Raw genomic sequence first — 23,177 nt, forward strand, 5'->3', positions numbered from 1 at the left:
ATAAATCACCGTCCTCCAGACACGATAAAACCGCATAGCAATCAATTGTTATGCGGTTTTATTGTTAACTATCCATGTTACCTACCACGACTGCTTTTCATGCATCCTTGCACAAATATTCAGTACATTGTGATACTGGGCATCCTACCCTTTTTACTACACTACAGCTTCAGTATTACTTGCTGCTATCAGCAAAGGGACTGTGTCCTTACTTCAATCGCTATTGTCATCCTGACGCTAGTTATCGAATCATTATCCTTAATGCGGTCAACTCAATCCTTGAGTCACATTCCCTAATGCCGTGTGACTATAATGCCTAACTCTCACTCGCATGTTAAGTCGCGTAAACGTCATTGCGTGTAAGCATATGCTTACAACAATATATTTTACTTACCACAATTATTACAACTTATTAACGCAAAAGACACCTGCCGCAAAGTTTTGTACTCTATTATAGATAATGTAAGTAAATATTTCGAACAATAAACTACCAAAGACACTTGCTAACTGCTAGCTAACTTAATAAACCAAAATACTTTTAAAATCTTATAGTTATAGAGAATATAGGTACCTTTAACCTACACGACCTACTTAATACCATCATAGGATATTGCCTCATGAAAATAATAAAACCCTTTTCTATTAAGGCCACTCTGTCTACTAGTCTTGTCGTTGCATTATTGGGTACGACAGTAGGTTGTGCGGTTGTAGGCTCAGTATATGACAATCAGCCTGTCTATCGTGGTGATAATAATAGCCAAAACAATAATTTTAATCGCGTAAGTCAGCAGCTTCGACAAGACTTGCGCCGCAAAGGCTATCAGGTTATAGATATCAGAGCTGATAGTTACCGTGGTGATCGAGCTCTTACGGCGTATGCTAAAAAGAACAACCAAGCCTACGAGCTAAAATATACTTACCCTGCCCTAAGACTCATCAGCTCAAGCAAAAAAGCATGGCCAGATAACTGGGATAATAAGTCGCAAAATAATAATAACCGCTATAAAGAAAACAAACATAAAGATAATTATCAGAATGGTCAGCGCTATAAAAAAGGCGATGTCGAAGACACTATTAAAAGAGAATCACGATACCCAGCTATAAAACGCCGCGCTGTCAATAAAGTAAGAGCGATGGGCTACCGTGTCGAAGATATCGATCTTGAAGAAAAAAATAAGCGCGGTATCTTTGAGATTGAGGCTAAACGCGGTTCACAGAAGTACGAGATACTATTAAGTTATCCAAATTTAGATGTGATCAAAGTCAGAAAAGATTGATCGCTTTCAACATTTTTAGCTAATTACCTCGGTACGTTTAGCTTTTACCCATATTGAGCAACGATATATTACTAGGAAATCATTATGAAAACTCTATCATTTTCAACATTAAAAACAGTAGCGACTGGCAGCATAGTCGCAGCTTTATTAGCAGTGACCACAGGCTGTGTAACTGCGCCGAATGGCTATGACAACCTTTACGAGCACACTCATAAGGACAATAAAGGCCATAAAAAACACAAAGACAAAAAGAACGACAAAGACAGCTATGTCTCCGTTGTCGAGCAACGAGCTGCTAGTAAAGTCCGTAGCATGGGATACCGTGTCAAAGACGTCAAATATAAAAACGGTGATCGTAAGATTAAGATAAAGGCTGAACGTGGACGCGACGATTATAAAATTGAGCTAGGCTATCCAAGCTACAACGTGATTAAGCTTAAAAAAGATTAATCAGTTGTTAAGGGCTGACATTCACTATTAATACTCAGTTGAAATATTAAAAGCTTTATAGCCAAATAAGTTAGCAAATGGCTTATTTGGTTTTTCTATGAGAATTCTTACAGTCAATCATCTGATACTTTTCTATATAAAACTAAAAACCCAAAACTTTTATCACATCATAAGCTGGTGTTTCATATGGATGTGACTTTTTTAATGCGGCAATGGTAGCATCGATAAAGGCTTCATCCACTACCATTTCCACTCGCCACTCATCGACCGTTTCTAAACTATCCTGTGTACCAATGTGCGGCTCACTGCCTGATAATGGCATAAACTGACCGGCTCCTTGTATCTGCCAACAGCATTGCTCATAGTTTCCAATCTTCCCAGCGCCAACAGTAAACAGAGCAGATTTCACTTGGTCTAACGCTGCATCAGGAATAAAAACGGTCAACTTATACATAGGCTTACCTCATAGAATGGTTTTGAGTCTCAATTTGCTAGTTCTTAGATAAGGAAGGATGATCAGTCCATATATAACGTAGCAGCCAGTCTTTTGCGTCACCTGCATAATCAATACCAATACGTGGGCGTAGTGATACAGGTGGCTGGCAGCCATCATCTTCTATCCAAACTTCTGATATCGGCGAAACAGGTTTGCCATATAAATCGCGATCAATTTGCAAGCGTTTGGTCAATTTGCCAGGGCCTGCAAACTGCTTAGGATGTGTAAACTGCTTATCTGGACTGAGTTGTTGCTCTTCGATCAGACGGTCACTATCATCAGTCAAAAACCCAGCGCGTATCAGCACCGATTCAGGCGACTCTATAGAGCCGCTAATCAAATTTAGCATATGATGCACGCCATAGGTCAAATAGACATAGAACACTCCGCCTTGCTCATACATAATCTCTGTGCGCGCCGTTCGAGTACCTGCATGTGAATGGCACGCAGGATCATCTTGACCAATATAGGCTTCGGTCTCAGAGATACGCATACGTAGCGTTTTTTGCTGTCCATCACTATTGGTTAACTGTCGACATAAGACTTTACCAATCAGGTCAGCAGCGACCACACAGGTTGGACGAGCGAACCAGTCAGGCTCCAAAACGGTTGATGAGGCAGTAGACATTAGCAAAACCTTTTCTTATTTTTATGGTCTAATTGATATGAGTAAGTACTAACAAATTAGCATAAAAATAAGATAAGGTATCGAGGACAGTGTTGGCGCTATGTTTGATTTTTTATACGAGCTAAACTACAAGCCTGTGCTTAAAGAATGATACTAGTTGATAAATGGATAGGAATTGCAGGCTGTGATGTGTGGTTCCATTATGGCAGTCTATTTTAAGTAGTCTGTTAATACGTTTGAAGAGTGAAATAGCTGGTTCCGTTGGGGTATACCGTTAATACTTTAAGAGTATATTTTCTGATTTTCTAGTTGATACCTGCAAATCTCCTTGATCTAATTTTTTTAAATGCGCGTAATTGTTTCCAAAAGAGATAATGTGTGCCTTAAACTCTTTAGGCAAATCTATGCGATATTTTTGAACTAGATAAATGTGCATGTCATACCAGAAAAAAACTCCATCCGAGTACTCACCTGTACAAACATTATACTTACTATCAATTGGATCCTTTACAAGTCCCATCCATGCATAAACTAATTCTCCACTTCTCATATAATTTGAAAATAAGCTAGCCTCTGCTGAGGTTAGCTTATTTATATGATTTAATACACTTGGAAACTCTTTAAGCTTATCTTTACCTAAGAAGTATTTAGAATCTTGACTTGTATATTCAGTACCTAATTCTTCGATAAATCGTGGCAACACTTTAAATGACATACTCATGACCTCTAATGCGCTAAATAGTCAGCGATAAATTGCCTCTATGATAACTTACTTGAAGAGCCATCAAGCCTAGGTTGTCAAATACACTCGGATGTACACTAATGCGACACAGGAGGTTATGTTAATTGAAATCACTTGAGCTACAGCCGAGCCTTCGAGTCCTCACTAGGGTAGCATTACAAATATAATGACAATAAAAAACTGAGCACATGGCTCAGTTTTTATTTTATGCTAAGTATCTGATACTTATTTTAATGGTACACCGATACGGTCAGCCACTTCTTCATAAGCTTCAATCACATCACCTAATGATTGACGGAAACGGTCTTTATCAAGTTTCTTCTTGGTGTTCTTGTCCCAGATACGGCAGCCATCTGGTGAGAACTCGTCACCTAACACGATACGGTCATGGAATACGCCAAACTCTAGTTTAAAATCAACTAGGATTAAATCACCCGCATCAAACAATGCCTTTAGTACATCGTTGACTTGATAGGTTAGCTCTTCCATTTTAGCCAGTTGCTCTTTGGTCGCCCAGCCAAGAGACACAGAAAGTGACTCGTTAACCATCGGATCACCTAGCGCATCATCTTTATAAAACAGCTCATAAGTTGGCGGCGTCAATTCCTGACCTTCTTCTAAGCCTAAACGACGCACCAAACTACCAGCTGCAAAGTTACGCACCACGCACTCTACAGGAATCATGTCCAAGCGTTTAACCAACACTTCGTCATCAGACAATTGCTTCTCGAAATGTGTTTCGATACCAGCATCAGACAATTTTTGCATGATAAAAGCATTAAAGCGGTTATTAACCACACCTTTACGTGCTAATTGTTCGATACGCTTACCATCAAGCGCTGAGGTATCATCACGGAAGTGCAAAATCAGAAGATCATTATCCTCTGTTTCATAGACAGATTTGGCTTTACCTTTATACAGCAGTTGTTGCTTTTGCATTATGGGGGTTCCTGTTCGTTCAAGCTTATGTGGTAAAAACGCGCAGCTACCGCTGACTGATGTAAGATACATGGTTTGCGGCTATGATAAAAACGCAACAGTCAGCGATATAGATAAGGGAATAAGTTTAGTTCGAAGTGTTGCTAACAGCACGCTGAGGTTTTGGCAGCTGATACTGATTGCCTGACTCATTTTGTAGTTGAAGCGTGTTTGCCCCAGCATTAGGTGTTGAATACAAAGGTACGAAAGGTGCCGTTTCTTGGGCGGCAGGTAGCTCTATCGGTGCAAGCTTTTTGCTTTGTTGATAATCTAAGCTACCGTTGTCACGTTTACCAAGCAGGTTTTTGGTCGCTTGACAGCCGCTCAATACCAAAGTGCTACCCAAAACCAAGGTCAGCATTGCTGGAAATAATTTTGTCGTTGATGATGTTGTCTTTGATGTTACTGTCATCATGTTGTCTCTCTGAGTTAGCAGTTATTGCTCATGTAGGCGATTGACTTATCGTGATAAGTTGGCTTGCTGCTAGCTCGAATGGCACTCATCTAATGTGCAGCAAGTCTTAAATCGCCGAATATCAATTGGCTAAATATCAATTTATAGTATGTTTGCTCGAACCAATGCTTCATCAATAGTTGCATGATGCTGCTCTGCGAGCCAAACCAATGGCAGACGGATACCTTTATCGATAATGCCCATTTTGTGCAATGCATACTTCGCTGGGATAGGGCTTGATTCGATAAATAGGTCACGGTGCAGATGCTTGACCACGTCATGGATTTTACCAGCCGCTTCAAATTCACCACGCAAGCCAGCAGCGAAAGTCTCGCTCATGGCTTTTGGTGCGACGTTGGCCGTTACTGAGATATTGCCTTTGCCACCTACTTTCATTAGATCAAGCGCAGTGCCGTCATCACCAGATAGCACAACCATTCTATCACCAACGGCTTTGATCAACTGCTCACCGCGACCGACAGATCCTGTCGCATCTTTGATAGCAACAATATTATCGATATCACACAAACGCTCAACCGTTTCTTGAGCGATATCAACTACTGTACGGCCAGGCACGTTATACAGCATTTGCGGTATATTTACGGCTTTGGCAATGGCTTGATAATGCTGGAATAAGCCTTCTTGTGGCGGCTTATTGTAGTAAGGAGCGACTAGCAACGCACAGTCCGCACCTGCATCGGCAGCATCCTGAGTCAGCTTGATGGCTTCCATCGTGTTGTTGGCACCAGTACCCGCGATGACCGGTACACGACCTTTGACATGCTGAACGAAATAGCGAATAACATCGCTATGCTCTTGCATAGATAGAGTCGCTGATTCGCCAGTAGTACCAACAGCCACAAGGCAGTGTGTGCCCTGCTCGATCTGCCAATCTATGAGATCTGCGAGACGTTTATAATCGACCTTACCGTCAGGGTGCATGGGCGTTACCAAAGCTACCATTGAGCCTTGTAGTCGGGTTTTGATCTCGTCGTATGCTGTGCTCATAACCGTGCCTTACTGTATTATCCTAGCTTTTATTAAAGCTGTCACATGATAGGTCGTTTGCAAGTAGCCATTGCTTTGTGTGCGTTGATAAACGCTGATGGCGTAACTTACTTGATGTTAATGCTGCGTCTCTACTTACTATAATAGCGTTTGTACCATAGATAATTATATCTACGATATCAGTATCGTGATGGCAATTTACCAAGAGTAAAGGCCTGCTTACTAACCGACAGAAATATAATAATAAGAGTGCTCGTTAGTGTAGCATATTTTGATTTGACCGCTATCAATCAATTGGCAGTCAGCTCATAATTTTAGTACCAAAAAACGGGCATTATTTTTTGCTTAAATATATAAAGCTTGGGCTAAAACCTTGCAAATAAATAATCGCACTACTACAGGAGCAGTTTAGCGTAATCAACGTGCGCTGATAAGTCTCTTATGTAATATTAACGAATCGTCAACACATCGATAGTAGGTCGATAGAATCGAAAAGGCAACCCTCTCGTACCGATGCCGCTACTAACAAATATCTGTGCACTTGCATGTTGATATAAGCCGCGCTGCTTACCCATACGACTGTTACATAGCAATGCTGATTGCTCACTACTGCGTCGAATATCGTTCTGTTTTTGAGCAAGCAGGATATTTTTTTGAATAGCCTTTGCAGCACCTGTTATTAATAAAGGACGTGGCTGTAAAGACTTTGGCAGATCACTGATACTATCAAATCGTGATGCCAAGATAATCACTGGACTGGTGGCATTGGCAATCTCCGATCCAAGCATTGCTTTATCAGTCGCCTCTGACGTTTCAATATCTGTAGATTGCTTGGACACATCTTGCCAGCCGCAAAGCACCGCTACTAATGAATTTGTATTCGAGTTTTCTTGCTCAACACTGTCTTGATTATTAGTTCGATAAGTCGACTGATTGACGACTAACTGCTCATTTGTCGCTCTTGCACATTTGAGTGGCAGTGACGTACATTGCTGATCGATATAGTTAATATCGAGTACATCAAAAGTACTAGCCAATGTATCTTCTAATAATGGCTGACCTTGCTTGGTCGTATTCATAGACTGATAACGCAAGTCCGAGGTACTCATGACTGTATAAACAGGTTTATTTACCCCCTTGAACAGCATTAACTGACCCACTAAATCTGCACTTGGGTAGTATAGCCAGTCCCCAGTAATCAGTACGGCATCTGCTGACAAAGCATTGATAGTAGAGACCAGCTTGCGAATATGACGCGGCTTACCACCGTATATCCCTATATGCAAATCTGCCAATACGGCGACCTTGAGCGGTGTAGACAAATCTAAGTCAATAGAATGATGCTCTAATCGTAAGCGGTTGGGTTGTACAATGACAGTATAAAAGTACAAGCCCATCATCAATATTGCCATAAGTACGGCAGATAGTGATAGCTGCGCTAACATCGGCATCAGCTCCTGTGACCAAACCATGATAAGCAATACTGCCCAAACAGGCATCGTATAAGCAGCATAATATAATGCGAGCTTTACCCAAATACGCATAAAGCGCTTGGTAAGATTGGCATTAAACGTTTGTAGCCCTGACCACAGTGCAATGTACGCTAGCAGTGCTGCTGACGTCGTTGTAATAAGCGTATGTAGAGCGGGGTCAGTCATAATTACCTAGCGGTTGCATAATGGTACGAGCCTACTAAGCGACTCGGCCCACCTTAGAGCCTATTGATTGATCAATAGCTCATTTAACGAATGGATTGCTGTTGAGGTCTTACTCTTAGCTGTTTGATAAAAAACCAAACATTATAGAGGTCGACCTCCATGATAGACAAGCACAATTATTGACGTGCGCGCTGCCTTTATACCCTGAACCATAATCTGAGTTACATTATTAGTCATATTAACAGCCACGATTTAATCATGACACCTACTCAATACGTAGACCAATAATAGCAGGAATGCCTTGGCGTATAACTTCTATAGTGACCACTCCTTTTTTAGGAAGAGATGAGATAGCACCTGAAAAATCTGCCACTGTTTCGATCGGCTTTTGATGAAAGTTAGTGATGACATCACCTGCCAGAATACCTGAGCGCGCGGCCAATCCAGTAGGATCCACTGTGGTAACCAATATGCCCGTTTTATTATCGACTGCGATTTCTGCTTGTTCATCTGCCGTCAAATCGCGTAAACGCAAGCCCAACTGTACATCGTCATTTTGCTCATTACCGCTCTGTGCTCTTACATCATTGGGCGCATAAGCGAGCTTGCCGTTAATCACCATCTGCTTACCGTTGCGCTGAATCCGTGCACGGAAGGAGTCGCTTGGACGCGCTCGATTGAGCAAGTTCAGCAAATCGGACGCCTCCATGATTTGTACGTCATTGTATTGCAAGATGATGTCACCAGGTTTTAGGCCTGATTTTTGTGCTGGTGAATCTGGTGATACACGAGTCAGTAAGGCACCTTGAGGGCGCTCTAAATTATAAGCCTCGGCCAGATTGCGATCGATATCTTGTGGGTAGATTCCTAGATATGCTCGTGCCACTTCACCGTCATTTTTCAGCTGCTCATAAATATCCATGGCAGCGTCAATAGGGATAGAGAATGACAGTCCCATATAACCGCCAGTACCACTAAAAATACGCGAGTTAATACCAATCACTTCACCGCGCTGATTAAATAGTGGCCCGCCAGAGTTACCCGGGTTTAGCGCCACATCCGTTTGGATAAATGGCACACTGGTCTCGCGCGAAAAGCTACGTGATTTAGCACTGACAATACCGGCAGAAGCTGAGTAGTCAAAACCAAATGGCGAACCGATTGCTAATACAGGCTCTCCTACTTTTAGACCACTTGAGTCGCCGATAGGCAGGGCTGGAAATTGACTGCCCTCAACTTTTAGCACAGCCACATCTGAGCGCTCGTCACTACCAACCAAAGTTGCATCAAGCTCGGTTCTATCATTGAGCGTCACAGTGATTTTGTCCGCACCTGCGATGACATGATGGTTGGTCAGCATATATCCATTGGAGGTAATAAAAAAGGCCGTACCATAAGCATGTTCAATCGCTGGCGTCGCGACTCGATCAGGAATACGTAGACGATCACCAAAGAACTGACGCAACACTTCAGCAGTCTGAGCCTTAGCGAGCTCGGCCTCACTAATCGTTTTGGTAACATTGACACGTGCCACTGCTGGCGTGACTTGTTGCACCAAACCAGAAAAATCAGCCGTAGTGACTGCAGCCTGCGCACTGTTTATCGTCGTGACATTGATACTAGCAAACATAGCGGTACTAATAGCGAATGCTAGAGCACTACGTTGTAACCAGCGCTGCATATCGGCAGTGGTCTGTCCTTTGAACATATTGATAGGCATTTTGTGTCCTCCATATGAGTAATCGCTGCTATTAACAGCCACGTTATGATTGTCAGCGATAGCGACTACACCAAGCGGCATGTCCCTATTCGTTACTATTTGGTGAAATTATATTCTTTTATCTATTTATCTTGTCTATTTATGCTACGCAGCACTTTTATTCGAACTTATTGTCATACCTATTTAGCAATTACTTTACGCTTATTTTTATCACTACTCACTACTTGAATATTTATAGAGCGCTTGTCTTTAGAAGGTGGTTAATAGTGTAGAACATGATTAATAGTGTCTTATAAAAATAAATACTTTCAACGTTCAGTATATGATATTTCATGGCGCTAACACTATTATCCTGTACGCGACGTGCATGCCCCACGCAGCTACTGTATGATAAATAAAAACTTAAAGTATTCTGCTAGCACCTTTTGCATAGTGCAGGATAACCCAAGGCAGCGTTATTTCATATGAGCTTCGTATACTTTTGTGGCCGTGAGATAGCTTTTTAGCAGGTACGGCTTACATCAGCTTGAAATAAAATCATGGTATGATGTCAAACCAAATATTTTACTAAACAAACAAAAGTTAGCTTGTATATGAGTCTGTTTATTACGACCTCATTAAACTGGCTATCATCACTCTTGTTTTCCATCTTTTGCATTTCTAGCGTATTGTGATTTATCTAGAAGCGCTTTTGTCTTTGCTACTTTATAGTAGTTATATCATATCTAGCTTATGTTGTGATTCACGATGGCTATCAGTGCGATAGCTTGGCTACAACAAAAACGGATAACAACTTATTGTTAAATAAACGGTAGCGACTATCTTATAACAGCTATCGATAGATATAAAATATGACAAGATTATAAAAGGATTAATTTATGGATACCGCCCTTTTGCTATCCGGCGTGGTTGGGATTGGCATTGCCGCCCAATGGTTGGCTTGGTATTTAAAGCAACCATCCATTTTATTTTTATTACTGATTGGTATTATCGTCGGCCCAGTGCTGGGTGTATTTGACCCAGATCTGGTATTAGGCGAGCTGATGTTTCCTTTCATCTCTTTGGGCGTAGCAATTATCCTATTTGAAGGATCGCTAACGCTAGAGTTCGATGAAATTAAGCAACATGGTACCGTGGTACAGATGCTGGTATCAGTCGGTGTACTGATTACCATTGCGATCGTGGCCCTATCGACTTATTTACTATTCGATGTCGATCCATTGATTGCTCTACTCTTCGGTGCGTTAGTCTGTGTGACGGGTCCGACAGTCATTATGCCGCTGCTGCGTAGTGTACGCCCCAACAAAACCATTTCCAACATTCTAAAGTGGGAAGGTATTATCATTGACCCAATCGGCGCTATCGCTGTGGTATTGGTCTATGAGTACATTATCTCAGGCGGCGAAGCCAGTAGTATTCTACTGTTTGCTAAGATTGTCGTATTGGCAACTGCAATGGGTATGGCGGGCGCTTGGCTACTTGCGTTCCTTATGCGTCGTCATATGATTCCTGAGTTCTTGCGTAATGTTTTTACCCTAGCATTTGTACTGGTGTTATTTTCGATATCGAATCATCTAGAGCATGAGTCAGGTCTATTGACCGTCACAGTACTGGGCGTAGCACTGGCAAACTGGCCAAAATTCCCACGTGAGACGATTTTAGAGTTCAATGAATCGTTGACCATTTTGCTGATTTCAGTGCTGTTCATTATTCTGGCGGCGCGTGTAGAGCTAGCAAGTTTGCTCAGCGTTGGTTTTGCAGGGCTAGTGCTGCTCGCTATCGTGATGTTTGTCGCACGTCCATTATCAGTCTGGGCATCAGCTATCGGCTCTAACCTTAAGACCAATGAAAAGCTGATGATTAGCTGGATTGGGCCACGTGGTATCGTTGCCGCTGCCATCTCATCCCTGTTTGCGATTCGTTTGCAAGAGTATGATATTCAAGGCGTAGAGCTACTTGTACCTCTGGTATTTATGGTCATTATCGGTACGGTCATGATTCAGGGTCTAGGTGCAAAAGTAGTCGGTAATTTACTTGGCGTACGTGAGCCTGAGACCAACGGTATCCTTATCGTTGGCTCAAACCCAATTGCGTTATTGATTGCTACCTCTCTCAAAGACCAAGGCTTCGACGTCATCGTTGCGCACAATAACTACACCAATATTGCACGCGCACGCATGAGCGGTCTGCGTACTTACTTTGGTAATCCTATCTCTGATCATGCAGATCATCATCTGGATCTGATCGGTATTGGTCGCTTGTTTGCGATGAGTATGGACAAAGAAATGAACACGCTGTCCGAGATTCACTATCGTCATGAATTTGGTGAGCGTAAGCTATACCGTCTTAAATTCAGTGATGAAAAAGTCAAAAGCGAGCGTGATGATAAGCAATCGAACTTCCATTCACAGTGGTTGTTTGGCAAAGATGTGACCTATACCAAGCTTGCCAGTATGCTGTCCAAAAAAGCTCGAATTAAGATTACCAACATTACGGATAGCTATAGCTTTGAGCAGTATAAAGCGGATAATAAGCAATTTGTACCGCTATATACCGTCGACAAAGAAGGTAAACTGCACGTCATCACCGATAAGTTTGACGGTACTGTCCCTCGTGACCGTAAGCTTATATCGCTAGTGGTAGACGATGAAGTACAGCCAAAGCCAGTCGATGTAACGCCTAAGCAAGAGCAGGCTCGCATGGCAGCTGATGCTAACTTTGAGTCAAACTCAAAAGCCCCTGAAAAGCGCAAAGAGCAGGAGCCTAGCCCTGACGATAGCCAGACAGCAGCGCCAGAGCCTTCGGTAGATAGTGATAAAAGTGATGAACAAAACACTGCTAATCAGTCATCAACCACTCAAAGCAGTAGTACCGAGACTAAGTCCTCTTCTAACACTACCGTAGAGAAAAGTGAACCAGTAGAAGAGCCAAAAACGTCTGCTACTAATGGGGATAATAAAGGCGTCATGTCTGCAAACTCGACAGCGACTTCGAAGACCAAAACCTCTACGAACAGTAATGGCAATGGTAGTGCGCCCAAAAACAAAAAAGGAGCACTTGACCCAAATCGTCTACCTGACTCTGCTCAGGATAGCGATGCCTCTATCGCTACTACTGAGGATGTAAAAGTAGATAAGCCAGACGACAAATAATATGTGTTGTTATCTGCTTTATTGACTTAAAGATGAAATATTTACCTTAACAAAAAGCCCCAGCAATGAGCTGGGGCTTTTTATTGGTGCTAACTGACTGACTGTCTAACTAACTATCGATACATCTAACTGCCCTATAAATCTACTTGGCAAAATTTAGTTATTTGATATCGAATCTGTCCATAACTGTCTGCCATATACGTGCACTCACATCATCCGTACTACCCGATGCATCAATACGCTGTATGCGCTCAGGGTATTCGCTCGCTAGCTGGCTAAAACCAGTATGCACCCAAGTAAAAAACTCGGTAGCCTGCTGCTCAAAACGATCTGCTGCACTGCGCTTGTTGGCACGCTTCATGCCTTCGGCTACTGGCAAATCCAACCACAACGTTAGCTCAGGAAGCTGCGTCACAAATTGTTTGATAAGCATATCTATTTTGCCGCGTACCAACTCGTCGCCATACGCACGCCCAAAGCCCTGATACGCAATAGTAGAGTCGGTAAACCTGTCACATATTACCCAAGTGCCATTTTGGAGCGCTGGTAAAATGACTTGCTGCATGTGATCACAGCGCGCTGCAAATAATAGCAACAGCTCGGTATCGTCTTCGATATCTGTCGCTGGGTCCAATAATATATCACGTAACTGTTCGGCAAATGGACTACCACCCGGCTCACGAGTACGTAGATACGAGATGCCATTAGCTTCTAACCGCAAGCATAACTGTTCAATCGCGGTAGTTTTTCCCACACCTTCGGTTCCTTCAAAACTAATAAAGCGGCCTAACGTAGGTGCCGTCTCCGTATTTGAAGCACTTGTTTCAGGTAGATTCGATGATGGGGTGTTGGTATGTGACGGTGTTGTGCTGGTGTGCATAGATACTGACATGATATGACCTTATGTCATTGATGAGCGCTACCTCTACTTTGTAGCACTCAATAAACGATAAGTTTTTTAAGAAGATTAAGAAGGATATTTACTGCGGCGGCGTTTGAGATTTTTTCTCACGCATAACACTGAGATAGTCTTTTACCGCTTGGTTGTGTTCAGCCAAGCTATTGGTAAATTTGTGCCCACCATTGCCCGTTGCCACAAAATACAACGCTTCACTATCGGCAGGATGTAAAGTCGCTTCGATAGAGGCCGCTGATGGTAGCGCAATTGGCGTTGGCGGTAAACCATCAATTTGGTAGGTGTTGTAAGACGTTTTTTCATTGATGTCTTTGCGGCGGATATTACCATCATAACGACTGCCCATACCATAGATAATAGTCGGGTCCGTCTGCATACGCATGTTCTTATTCAAGCGATTTCTAAATACGGCAGAGACTAAAGGACGTTCATCAGCTACGCTGGTCTCTTTTTCGATAATAGATGCCATCACTAACGCTTCATATGGACTCTTATAAGGGAGGTTCGGTGCACGATTTTCCCACGCATCAGTCAGTACCTGCTGCTGACGATTATACAAGTCAGTCAATACTTTTTTATCGCTAGTTCCTTCACCATAATAATAGGTATCAGGCGCGAACCAACCTTCAAGATTATAGTTAACAATTGGGTCACTGCTATTAGCCACACTATCTGGCAGTACACCCGTCAAATCCAATGCTTGTGCAATACTCGCATTGTCACTATCTGCGGTCAGTACTTCTTTTTCGATTTTGTCATTATCACGCAGCGCTTGATAAAGGTCTTTAGATGTCTTACCTTCGATGATCTGTACCTTGACCATGGCTGCTTTTGCGCCTTGACCTAGTATCTGTAGCGCCTCAGCGATAGTCGGGTTTTCGGGTAGTTTATACGTACCAGCATGCAACGGCGCATCGACTTGTGATTTGATATATAGCTTGGCCACGCCTGCCGAAAACAACGGAATCTGCTGCTGCCACTGCGGTAGTAGACCATAATACGTCTGACCTGGTTCAATCGTGACCATTTGCTGCGGCTGCTCGATACGACCAAACAACGTCTGATAAACCATGACTAAGAAAAATGCAGCAATAAGCCCCAACACTAGCAGCACTTGATAGCCGCGTTGCATAAAAAACGATGGGTTATTGACTTTATATTGACGCGGTTTACTGTTGCCGCTGATAAGCGAGACGTTGGTTGCTGGCGTTGCTGATGTGTCTTCCACCTCATCTACCACTGGTTGCGCGTCCGGCAGCGTGGTATCGACACGCTCCTCGACTGTGCCATCTTGTTTGTTTGACGGCGACTCATTGGGACGTTCAGGTGGTATATTGGGTGTAGGCTTGCTCATGGCAACTCGCGAGGCAGATGTTTGCTAGAATTTAGCACTGAACCGTGCGATTTTCAATGGTATTTGCTTAGCTTATGAATTATCTTGCTATTGATAGCAGTTTATATGGCTTAATACTTAGGTGTTTTTTTCAATATTCTCAGCTTATCTATTAATAATGAAAATATCTTATGAACCTACATTTCAACCAAAGTCTTGCTAAAAACTATCACTCTGAACCTCAAAAAGTTCGTGTACTCAGTGAAGCATGGGTAAAAGAAAATAGTTACTGCACCAATTGTAGCGCCCAATCGCTAGCTGAGTTTGCTAATAACAAACCTGTCGCTGATTTTTATTGCGGAAATTGTAATGAGCAATATGAGCTAAAAAGTAAAAAAGCCAAGTTAAGCAATGTTGTCAATGATGGCGCTTATAAGACGATGATTGAGCGTATCAATAGTAAGGACAATCCCAGCTTTTTCTTTTTAACCTACTCAAAAGAATACACCGTCAATAATTTTCTGATTATTCCCAAGCATTTCTTTACACCCGATATTATTGTTAAGCGTAAACCCTTATCAGTGAATGCCAAACGAGCAGGTTGGGTTGGTTGCAATATTGACTTACGCCAAGTACCCGAATCAGGCAAAGTATTTTTGGTCAAAGACCAACAAGCTATACCGCGTGAAAGCGTTACCCAACAGTTCCAAAAGACTTTATTTTTACGCAAACAATCTATGGCTTCACGCGGTTGGACACTCGATGTCTGGCAATGTATTGACCGTCTCGATGTCAGTTTTTCTCTCAATCAGGTCTATGCTTTTGCTGATGAGTTGCAGCTCAAACATCCTGAAAACAACCACGTAAAAGATAAAATCCGCCAACAGTTACAAGTATTACGAGATAAAGGCATCATTGAATTTGTGAGCCGTGGTCATTATCGAAAGTTATACTAGTCGCTTCTCGTTGTAGTGCTTAGGTTTTGGCTGTCCCTTTTTGTCACGGTATACATCGGCAATCAGCTCATCTCTATCATCCCATAGTGGTAATCGCGCAGTAGCCACAAGGCGCTGATGAAACTTATGCGCTGGATACTCCCAATCAATCTCATCATTAATTTTGAAAAAATGCTCTTCACGATAGTCAATATAAGCATGCAATCGATTACGCACATAGCAATTCCACTGCCATAACAGCTGTACCGAGTTGCGTACAGGTTTGGTAAAAGGAATGAGATTAACCGTCAATGCACACATCACCAATTCATCATTAGGAATAACGTCGATACCCTGCTCGATGACTTCTTTTCGCGTATGCGCATACTCAAACATACCACCAAAAGCCACAAACCTTTTAAGGTCTTTTGAATATATGACACCAAAAGCCAATTGAGTATAAGGCGACAAATGCACGATTTCATTAGGCTTAGCTTTGGCCAATCTACAAATTTCATCAAACACCATCAAACGACGGATTTGTAGCGGGATACTTTCATCTTCATAAACTTCGTACATTGGCTTATCTCCTTATTAGATAAGCAGCATTGATCGATTTGCTTTATGACACAAGTCTGCGTAACAAAAGACGATCACTTCTTTTGATGGCTTTTGCTAATCTACTTGGTATTGATGACTGAAGTGATATATGAGAATCGAGTGTGAATATAATAATAAAAGATAAAAAGGCAGCACAAACCTTTCAAGTTGAAATTGTCGAAACATTAAGCACTATCGTGGATGTTGTCGCAGAAGATGAGCAAAGTGCCCTTTTGAAAGCGCAAGAGATGTATAGAAATGAGCAAGTGGTTTTATATCCAGATGATTTTATTGATACCCAATTCAATATCTTTCAATAACAGCTAGGCAGATTCAAAATCCACAACATCACCTGACAATAACGTCAGACTGCTCATTGGCATGATACCGCGCAGTGCATTGCAAAAGAAAAGCTGCGTTAATTTAGGCAAATCTTCATCTCGTAGCGACCTGATTCTGACTGGATATTGCGTCGTGGATAGTGCATCTATAATTACCTGACGCATGACGCCAGCGACACCCGATTGAGCCATAGAAGGGGTGTACCACTGACCGGTGGTTAGGTAATCTTCATTATCTTTATGAATACTAGAGGTAGTTTTGGATTCCGATAGCGACTCTTCTGCCAATTGATAGAATACATTACTCATCGTACCCTCAACCCACTGCCCGCTCATATCGCGTAGTAGTCCTTCACCAAGTGTTGAAGCAAGCTTTGATGCCAATGGCTCAGATTTTATACGTTGTAGCTCACCACTAGCGAGAACATTATCTAAACGATTAAGGCTCTTGAGACCTGCCAGCGGTGGCGGTAAGCAAGCAATCTGAGATGACAAGCATATTGCCGAAGCAGAAGGTTGGATAGGTACTAGGTTGCCATCAGGCAAAGACAGTTGCAGCGCAGTAGAAACTCTCATTGCAGTAACCTTTAGCCATATCTCACAGTCGCTACCATTTGTACTAGGTGTATAGCCATAACCGCGCACATCCTGCGCAGCGCGAGTAACTATTAGCTTTAGCATACCCTGCTCTAATTGCTGGGCATACAGCTGCAGTACTGCTAATAGCTCTTCGCTATTTATGTTTAGCTGCAAGGCTTCAGCATGAGAGACAAGCCGCTGATAATGATAATCTGACCATAGTATCAACCCATCGATGACACCTATAGTAGTAAAGAAGCCGTCAGCGTATGCCAGCCCGCGATTATCTAAAGACATGGTTACCGTTTGGCTAGTCGACCTACCCTCTTCGGTCACACTGCTGTCTTTGGTCAAACTACTATCATCGGTCACACTGCTGACTTGTGGATACAGACAAACCCAGCCGTTTGGCACTGACGTCATATCGGTCATGATTTAGCTATTGTCTGTTTGAGCGGCGGCTTTATTGATCACCAGCATGCAGCTATAAAACTCGCATTTTGCCAGCTCTATTTTTTGTCCACCGACGATTCGGTTTTTGATGATTTGGCTATTTAGCATATCAGCAACCATTTTTCCGCCATCATCACCCATCAATTGACGCGATAGTTGATAGGCTTTTTTGGCGTGGTTTTGGCTTAGCTCTTTTTCTTTGTCTGTGTCAGTAGGATTGGCATAATACCAGCCTAGCTCTAGATATTTTTCAGAGTCGATGATATCCAGATAAGGCGCGTCCGTTTTCATAAAGCGATATTTTGCCGCTGGATTACTGGCATAGTCTAGGCTGTTTTCGTCAGTGCTCATCACTTCGCCAAACACCGATTTTATACTATCTAACTCATCCACAGCGAGCGACTCAACCTTATCCGTACCCCATGCTGCGACATCATATCTCACTGGCGTGCCTTGCTGAGCAGTGGCACCATCTAGGTCAGGATTGTTTGCGCTGTCCTGTACTGGCTCATTCGTTGTTGCCTGCTCAGTGGTCTCAGCATCTGGATTTGGAGCATCTTCTTTGGTGCTATCACAGCCACTGAGCGTCACACTAACTGCCATTATCGTACCGACTAGAAGGGTCTGTAGGTTAGGATTCCACATGGATAATTTACTCACACTTTTAGATTGATCTCGAAATAGTATTAACGAGCTGGCAGGAACGCCGCTGATAACGAATAGTTTTCAATAAAGAGCATATTTCACAAACATTATAATCTAGCAGTCATTACAGCATATTGATATAGGTTTCCATATTTTATAGTTTACCCAACTGCTCAGCACTTGACTACCTTTTACGTTACGCGGAGCACTCCCCGAGAGTACAGATTTGTTAAATATATAACGTACTAAAACGACCTTCTCTTTAGTAGAAAGTAGAAAACTGCTTGCGCGTGTTTTGCGTATGTTTGCTTCAATGTCAGAATTTATTTTCAGAAGCGATAAGGCAGCCTCTGATTAACGCTGTCACTTTCTAATCATTGATTGGTGATAGCCTCTTGGTTTGTCAATCATAGCGTTATCCCTTATGATGATTGAACGCCACTTATTGCTTCTTTGATAGTATTTTTATTTTTTAGCCAGCGGACTATTTATGACCCAACACTTTATCGTTATTGGCAATCCAATCGCCCATAGTAAATCTCCTGAGATTCATGAGCAGTTTGCTGTACAAGCAGGGATTGATATTAGCTATCAGCGTCAGTACTGTCCTGATGATGCCGCCAGTTTTACAGCTGTCGTTGAGGCGTTTTTTTGCGGTGGCGGTGTGGGCGCTAACGTGACGGTTCCTTTTAAACAAGTCGCTTATGACTGCTGCGCAGCGCGTGGTGGTTTATCAGAACATGCCAAGACGGCAGGTGCAGTCAATACGTTACTATTGAACAAAGCACTACTAGAAAGCGGCGTGCCAATCACTGATGCACTCTATGGTGATAACACGGATGGACAAGGACTTATCAATCACATTATGAGTCTGGACTGGCCGCTGACCGATGCTCGTGTGGCGCTAATAGGTGCAGGCGGTGCAGCGCGTGGCGTGGTATTACCGTTATTTGAAGCAGGTATTGGCTCTCTCACGATCGCCAATCGCACCGTGTCTAAGGCAGCCGATTTAGTAAATGAGTTAAGTGCGGCCAGCTCAGTAATCGACGACCAAAATATCGAGGTTTGCGCGACCAATGAACTCAGTGGCGCTTTTGACATTATCATTAATGCCACTTCTATTGGCTTGTCAGGTGATACGTTGCCGTTGGATGATGCTCTAAACTGTCAATACGCTTATGACATGATGTATGGTCGTCCGCTGCCATTCTTGCAGCATTTTGCTGCTCGTGGCGCACAGATCTCTGAAGGCTACGGTATGCTTATCGGTCAAGCCGCTTTAAGTTTTGAGCGTTGGACTGGGCATACTATCGATGTCGCACAAGCGACAACAGCGTTAAATAAAGACCGTTAATCAAAGAGAATGCATTGTAAAGCTATTAACTAAAACGCAGTAATAGCCAATTTTCAAAACGGCGCAGCGGTACACGCAATCGCGTAGAGTGTATCGCCAGACCACCGCTCAATCCAATCACGCAGCCGAGCGCCGTATCAATCATACGCGCTTGGATAACGTCCCCAGCGACGGGAGGCACTGACATCGTACTACCATACTCGGCGATAAATATCGTCAGCGGCGTGATAAATATCACCGCCAGTCCATAATGCCGATCGACAAACGATTCAATCAAAAACATCATACATAGTATTGCTATAGCGATGCCCCATCCTGATAGTCCCCAAGACAGCATCCAGCCCGCCACGCCCATGCCAGCCAACGTACCCAATAAACGGTGCAACTGTTTGATCCACATGGTTCGTAGCTGCATACCTTGGATGATAATAAAGCAGCTCATCGCTGCCCAGTATGGATAAGGCAGCTCTAATAGAACGGCAACGACCAATGCCAAACTAACGAAACTTACCACGATCAGACTATCGCTAATCATATCAGGCTGATAATCATAGACAGGGACAGAAGCAACAGGACGGGCCGCCAATAAGAACAAACTATAGAGTAGCGCTAGCAACATCGAGGAGCCACTACCCAATATCACAAGCCCTATCGCTGAGAGCACTTGATCAATCGGCACGGGGATAAATAGCGCAATCGCACCCGCCATCAATACAAACAATCCCGCTGGTGGTGGTTGCCGATAATAACGACCTAACATCACCACGCTAATCCCAATCAGCATAAACACAGGCAGCCGCAACACTGGCATCAGCTGCGCGATCAGCCCCAGTGCAAAGCTGAGTATCATCGCAAAACCCCAAGCCATGACCGTCACTAGCCGATGTGGTAGCCCTCCTGCAAATGGTAGGTTTAGAATAATCATCGAGCCTAGCGATGCTTTGATACCTGAAGACAAGTCACCAAAATAAGCCCCTACAAACACCGGAAAGCTAATCGCAATCGCCGCGATGATGGGCATATGCCATGGTCGCTGACTGCGATTGACTGTGAGTAAATGATTCAGCTCACCATCGATTAACCACTTAATACGAGTTAATAATGCGCTCAACCAAGAGGCTCGCTGTTGCTTTTTTGAGGTGCTCATAAATGGCTTTCCTATTTGATAAGTCCATTTTTCTTTGAATTTAAATGAGTCTACATAACCCTTTATAGAATAATTTCAAGCGAAGATACAATTTACCTATACAAACTAAAATGAATTAATAACATAATTAATCATGAATAATAGTTATTAGTTGTATATTTGTCGCTGTTTAAGATTTATAATCATATCAACGCCATAACAGCTGTCCGCCACTAAAGGCGTTCTAATAACTAATACACTAGAAAGCTGTCCACTAATAATTCACTTGATGACTAATATAACGTCTAGCTCATCCAAAATAAGTAAATATCGCTTACATAAGTTGTGACTCAAATATTGCGCCATAAGTCTATGATAGCGAACTAACCAAAGAGAGCGATTATGTTAACTTACAAAGCCCCCTTACGTGATATCAAATTTTTGATTAATGATGTATTTGACTATCAGACGCATTATAAAAGCTTAGACAACGGCGAAAACGCTGATCCTGAAACTGTAGACATGATTCTACAAGGTATGGCTGATTTTGCTGAAAACGTCATTGCCCCGCTCTATCAATCAGGTGGTGAAGAAGGCTGTCATTTCGAAGATGGCGTCGTGACCACGCCAAAAGGCTTCAAAGAGGCTTATGACCAGTTTGTAGAAGGCGGCTGGCAAGGTATTTCATACCCTGAAGAATTCGGTGGTATGAATCTGCCAACGTCAATCAACCTTATCAAATCTGAGATGATCGGTACTGCTAACTGGTCATGGTCAATGTATCCTGGTCTATCAACAGGTTGTATCAACACATTGCTTCAGTACGGTACTGACGAGCAAAAAGCACTTTATTTACCTAAACTGGTCGAAGGCTCATGGGCAGGTACCATGTGTCTGACTGAGCCACAGTGTGGTACGGATTTGGGTCAAGTTAAATCAAAAGCCATTCCACAAGATGACGGTACCTACAAAATCAGCGGTACCAAAATCTTTATCTCAAGCGGTGAGCATGACTTAACAGACAACATCGTCCATATCGTCCTAGCACGCCTACCAAATGCACCAGAAGGCACGCGCGGTATTTCACTATTTATCGTACCTAAGTTCACGCCAAACGCTGAAGGTGAAGCTGGCGAGCGTAATGCCGTAGTTTGTGGTTCAATTGAGCACAAAATGGGCATCAGCGCATCTTCGACGTGTGTATTGAACTTTGATGGTGCAACAGGCTATCTAATCGGCGAACCGCATAAAGGCCTAAAAGCTATGTTCACATTCATGAACACGGCTCGTATTGGTACTGGTATCCAAGGTCTGGCGCATACTGAATTGTCTTTCCAAAACGCCTTACCATATGCCAAAGAACGCCGTTCTATGCGTACGCTATCTGGTACTAAAGATCCTGAAAAAGTAGCTGATGCTATTATCCATCATGCCGACGTACGCCGTATGCTACTGACGCAAAAAGCCTTTGCTGAAGGCGGTCGTTCAATGATTTATCATTCAGCACGTTATGCCGACAAAATGGCACAAGGTATTGTCAATGGCGATGACGAAGAGTTCGAAAAATGGGATGACAAATTGGGCTTCTATACGCCAATTCTAAAAGGCTTCTTAACTGAGCTAGGTATCGAAGCTGCCAAGCATGGTCAGCAAGTCTATGGTGGTCACGGCTACATCAAAGAATGGGGCATGGAGATGATCGCTCGTGATGCTCGTATTGCGACGATGTACGAAGGGACTACTGGCGTACAAGCACTTGATCTACTAGGTCGTAAGGTTATCTTGCAGTCTAAAGGTAAGATTATTCGTGACTACACGTCAAGCATCATGAAATGGTGTGGCGAGTACGCACTCGATAAAGAAATGCGTAAATTTGTTTGGGCACTGACCAAACTATGTGCTGAGTGGAACACCTTGACGGTACGCTTGATGCTGATGGCACGTAAAGACCGTGAAATCATCTCAGCCGCGTCAGAGGACTTCCTAATGTACTCAGGCTACGTGATGATGGGTTACCACTGGGCGCGTATGGCAGCGGTCGCTTACGAAAAGCTAGAAAAGGGTGGCACAGAAGCACCAGAATTCTACAAAGCAAAAATTCAGACTGCTGAATTCTACTTCGATAAGTTGTTACCACGCACGTCTGGTCACGCAGAAGCGATGGTTGCACCAAGCGAAAGCATGACATCAATGGAAATCGATCACTTTGCTTTCTTAGACTAAAATTGACTAAAACTGCATCGATAATCAATAAAAAGCGCCTATCATTTAGGCGCTTTTTTATGCTTAACTGAAAATATACTTATACAGAATACACAGCAATGAACAGTTT

At 42.9% G+C, this 23,177-nt stretch carries 21 protein-coding genes; 7 read left to right on the forward strand and 14 right to left on the reverse strand.

What is annotated here, in order from left to right:
* Positions 1 to 617: 617 nt before the first annotated feature.
* Positions 618 to 1,277, forward strand: coding sequence for a hypothetical protein (locus CXF69_RS07740; RefSeq protein ID WP_102078683.1), 660 nt, complete (start codon positions 618 to 620; stop codon positions 1,275 to 1,277).
* An 84-nt stretch (positions 1,278 to 1,361) separates the two neighbouring features.
* Positions 1,362 to 1,727: a hypothetical protein gene (locus CXF69_RS07745; RefSeq protein ID WP_102078682.1), complete on the forward strand. Its 366-nt coding sequence runs from the start codon at positions 1,362 to 1,364 to the stop codon at positions 1,725 to 1,727.
* A gap of 142 nt (positions 1,728 to 1,869) precedes the next feature.
* On the opposite strand, the gene CXF69_RS07750 is transcribed toward CXF69_RS07745, so the two are convergent.
* From CXF69_RS07750 to CXF69_RS07785, 8 genes are all read right to left on the reverse strand, one after another.
* Positions 1,870 to 2,181: a YqfO family protein gene (locus CXF69_RS07750; RefSeq protein WP_102078681.1), complete on the reverse strand. Its 312-nt coding sequence runs from the start codon at positions 2,179 to 2,181 to the stop codon at positions 1,870 to 1,872.
* Between the two features lie 37 nt (positions 2,182 to 2,218).
* Complete coding sequence (locus tag CXF69_RS07755) at positions 2,219 to 2,851, reverse strand: DNA-3-methyladenine glycosylase (RefSeq protein ID WP_102078680.1); 633 nt, start codon at positions 2,849 to 2,851, stop codon at positions 2,219 to 2,221.
* Positions 2,852 to 3,125: 274 nt separating this feature from the next.
* A complete protein-coding gene (locus CXF69_RS07760; protein WP_102078679.1) occupies positions 3,126 to 3,566 on the reverse strand; it encodes a hypothetical protein in 441 nt (146 codons plus the stop codon).
* 252 nt (positions 3,567 to 3,818) lie between these two features.
* Positions 3,819 to 4,532 (reverse strand): phosphoribosylaminoimidazolesuccinocarboxamide synthase, encoded by a 714-nt coding sequence (purC, locus tag CXF69_RS07765; RefSeq protein WP_102078678.1) that lies wholly within the window; start codon positions 4,530 to 4,532, stop codon positions 3,819 to 3,821.
* A 127-nt stretch (positions 4,533 to 4,659) separates the two neighbouring features.
* Entirely contained in the window at positions 4,660 to 4,986 is a 327-nt protein-coding gene (locus tag CXF69_RS07770) for a hypothetical protein (RefSeq protein WP_370587156.1), read from the reverse strand.
* 141 nt (positions 4,987 to 5,127) lie between these two features.
* Complete coding sequence (gene dapA / locus CXF69_RS07775; protein ID WP_102078676.1) at positions 5,128 to 6,033, reverse strand: 4-hydroxy-tetrahydrodipicolinate synthase; 906 nt, start codon at positions 6,031 to 6,033, stop codon at positions 5,128 to 5,130.
* Positions 6,034 to 6,482: 449 nt separating this feature from the next.
* Entirely contained in the window at positions 6,483 to 7,691 is a 1,209-nt protein-coding gene (locus CXF69_RS07780) for a metallophosphoesterase family protein (RefSeq protein WP_102078675.1), read from the reverse strand.
* Between the two features lie 265 nt (positions 7,692 to 7,956).
* Positions 7,957 to 9,372, reverse strand: a complete 1,416-nt coding sequence (locus CXF69_RS07785) for a Do family serine endopeptidase (RefSeq protein ID WP_416374999.1) — start codon at positions 9,370 to 9,372, stop codon at positions 7,957 to 7,959.
* Positions 9,373 to 10,289: 917 nt separating this feature from the next.
* Here CXF69_RS07785 and CXF69_RS07790 point away from each other — a divergent pair.
* A complete protein-coding gene (locus CXF69_RS07790; protein WP_102078674.1) occupies positions 10,290 to 12,563 on the forward strand; it encodes a cation:proton antiporter in 2,274 nt (757 codons plus the stop codon).
* A gap of 160 nt (positions 12,564 to 12,723) precedes the next feature.
* On the opposite strand, the gene tmk is transcribed toward CXF69_RS07790, so the two are convergent.
* Together tmk and mltG are read right to left on the reverse strand one after the other, a co-directional pair.
* Positions 12,724 to 13,455, reverse strand: a complete 732-nt coding sequence (gene tmk, locus CXF69_RS07795; protein ID WP_228706753.1) for a dTMP kinase — start codon at positions 13,453 to 13,455, stop codon at positions 12,724 to 12,726.
* An 88-nt stretch (positions 13,456 to 13,543) separates the two neighbouring features.
* Positions 13,544 to 14,833, reverse strand: a complete 1,290-nt coding sequence (gene mltG, locus CXF69_RS07800; protein ID WP_102078673.1) for an endolytic transglycosylase MltG — start codon at positions 14,831 to 14,833, stop codon at positions 13,544 to 13,546.
* A 170-nt stretch (positions 14,834 to 15,003) separates the two neighbouring features.
* Here mltG and CXF69_RS07805 point away from each other — a divergent pair, with 170 nt between their 5' ends.
* On the forward strand, positions 15,004 to 15,768 hold the full coding sequence (locus CXF69_RS07805) for a DpnI domain-containing protein (RefSeq protein ID WP_102078672.1): 765 nt from the start codon (positions 15,004 to 15,006) through the stop codon (positions 15,766 to 15,768).
* Here the strand turns inward: CXF69_RS07805 and CXF69_RS07810 are convergent.
* Positions 15,760 to 16,326: a hypothetical protein gene (locus CXF69_RS07810; protein ID WP_102078671.1), complete on the reverse strand. Its 567-nt coding sequence runs from the start codon at positions 16,324 to 16,326 to the stop codon at positions 15,760 to 15,762. The two genes, CXF69_RS07805 and CXF69_RS07810, sit on opposite strands and share 9 nt — an antisense overlap.
* A gap of 143 nt (positions 16,327 to 16,469) precedes the next feature.
* On the opposite strand from CXF69_RS07810, the gene CXF69_RS07815 reads away from it, so the two are divergent.
* Positions 16,470 to 16,667 (forward strand): DpnD/PcfM family protein, encoded by a 198-nt coding sequence (locus tag CXF69_RS07815; RefSeq protein ID WP_227526663.1) that lies wholly within the window; start codon positions 16,470 to 16,472, stop codon positions 16,665 to 16,667.
* A 3-nt stretch (positions 16,668 to 16,670) separates the two neighbouring features.
* Here the strand turns inward: CXF69_RS07815 and CXF69_RS07820 are convergent, their stop codons facing one another.
* Both CXF69_RS07820 and CXF69_RS07825 read right to left on the reverse strand, forming a co-directional pair.
* Positions 16,671 to 17,699 (reverse strand): aminotransferase class IV, encoded by a 1,029-nt coding sequence (locus CXF69_RS07820; RefSeq protein ID WP_228706754.1) that lies wholly within the window; start codon positions 17,697 to 17,699, stop codon positions 16,671 to 16,673.
* Positions 17,700 to 17,702: 3 nt separating this feature from the next.
* Entirely contained in the window at positions 17,703 to 18,365 is a 663-nt protein-coding gene (locus tag CXF69_RS07825) for a hypothetical protein (RefSeq protein ID WP_057757980.1), read from the reverse strand.
* Between the two features lie 490 nt (positions 18,366 to 18,855).
* Here CXF69_RS07825 and aroE point away from each other — a divergent pair, with 490 nt between their 5' ends.
* The gene (gene aroE, locus CXF69_RS07830; RefSeq protein ID WP_102078670.1) at positions 18,856 to 19,719 is read left to right on the forward strand and encodes a shikimate dehydrogenase; all 864 of its coding nucleotides are present in this window, start codon (positions 18,856 to 18,858) and stop codon (positions 19,717 to 19,719) included.
* Between the two features lie 25 nt (positions 19,720 to 19,744).
* Here the strand turns inward: aroE and CXF69_RS07835 are convergent, their stop codons facing one another.
* On the reverse strand, positions 19,745 to 20,866 hold the full coding sequence (locus tag CXF69_RS07835; RefSeq protein ID WP_102078684.1) for an FUSC family protein: 1,122 nt from the start codon (positions 20,864 to 20,866) through the stop codon (positions 19,745 to 19,747).
* A gap of 381 nt (positions 20,867 to 21,247) precedes the next feature.
* On the opposite strand from CXF69_RS07835, the gene CXF69_RS07840 reads away from it, so the two are divergent.
* On the forward strand, positions 21,248 to 23,068 hold the full coding sequence (locus CXF69_RS07840; protein ID WP_102078846.1) for an acyl-CoA dehydrogenase C-terminal domain-containing protein: 1,821 nt from the start codon (positions 21,248 to 21,250) through the stop codon (positions 23,066 to 23,068).
* Positions 23,069 to 23,177 lie beyond the last annotated feature (109 nt).

The sequence above is a fragment of the Psychrobacter sp. Choline-02u-9 genome (assembly GCF_002836505.1).
Taxonomy (GTDB): Bacteria; Pseudomonadota; Gammaproteobacteria; order Pseudomonadales; family Moraxellaceae; genus Psychrobacter.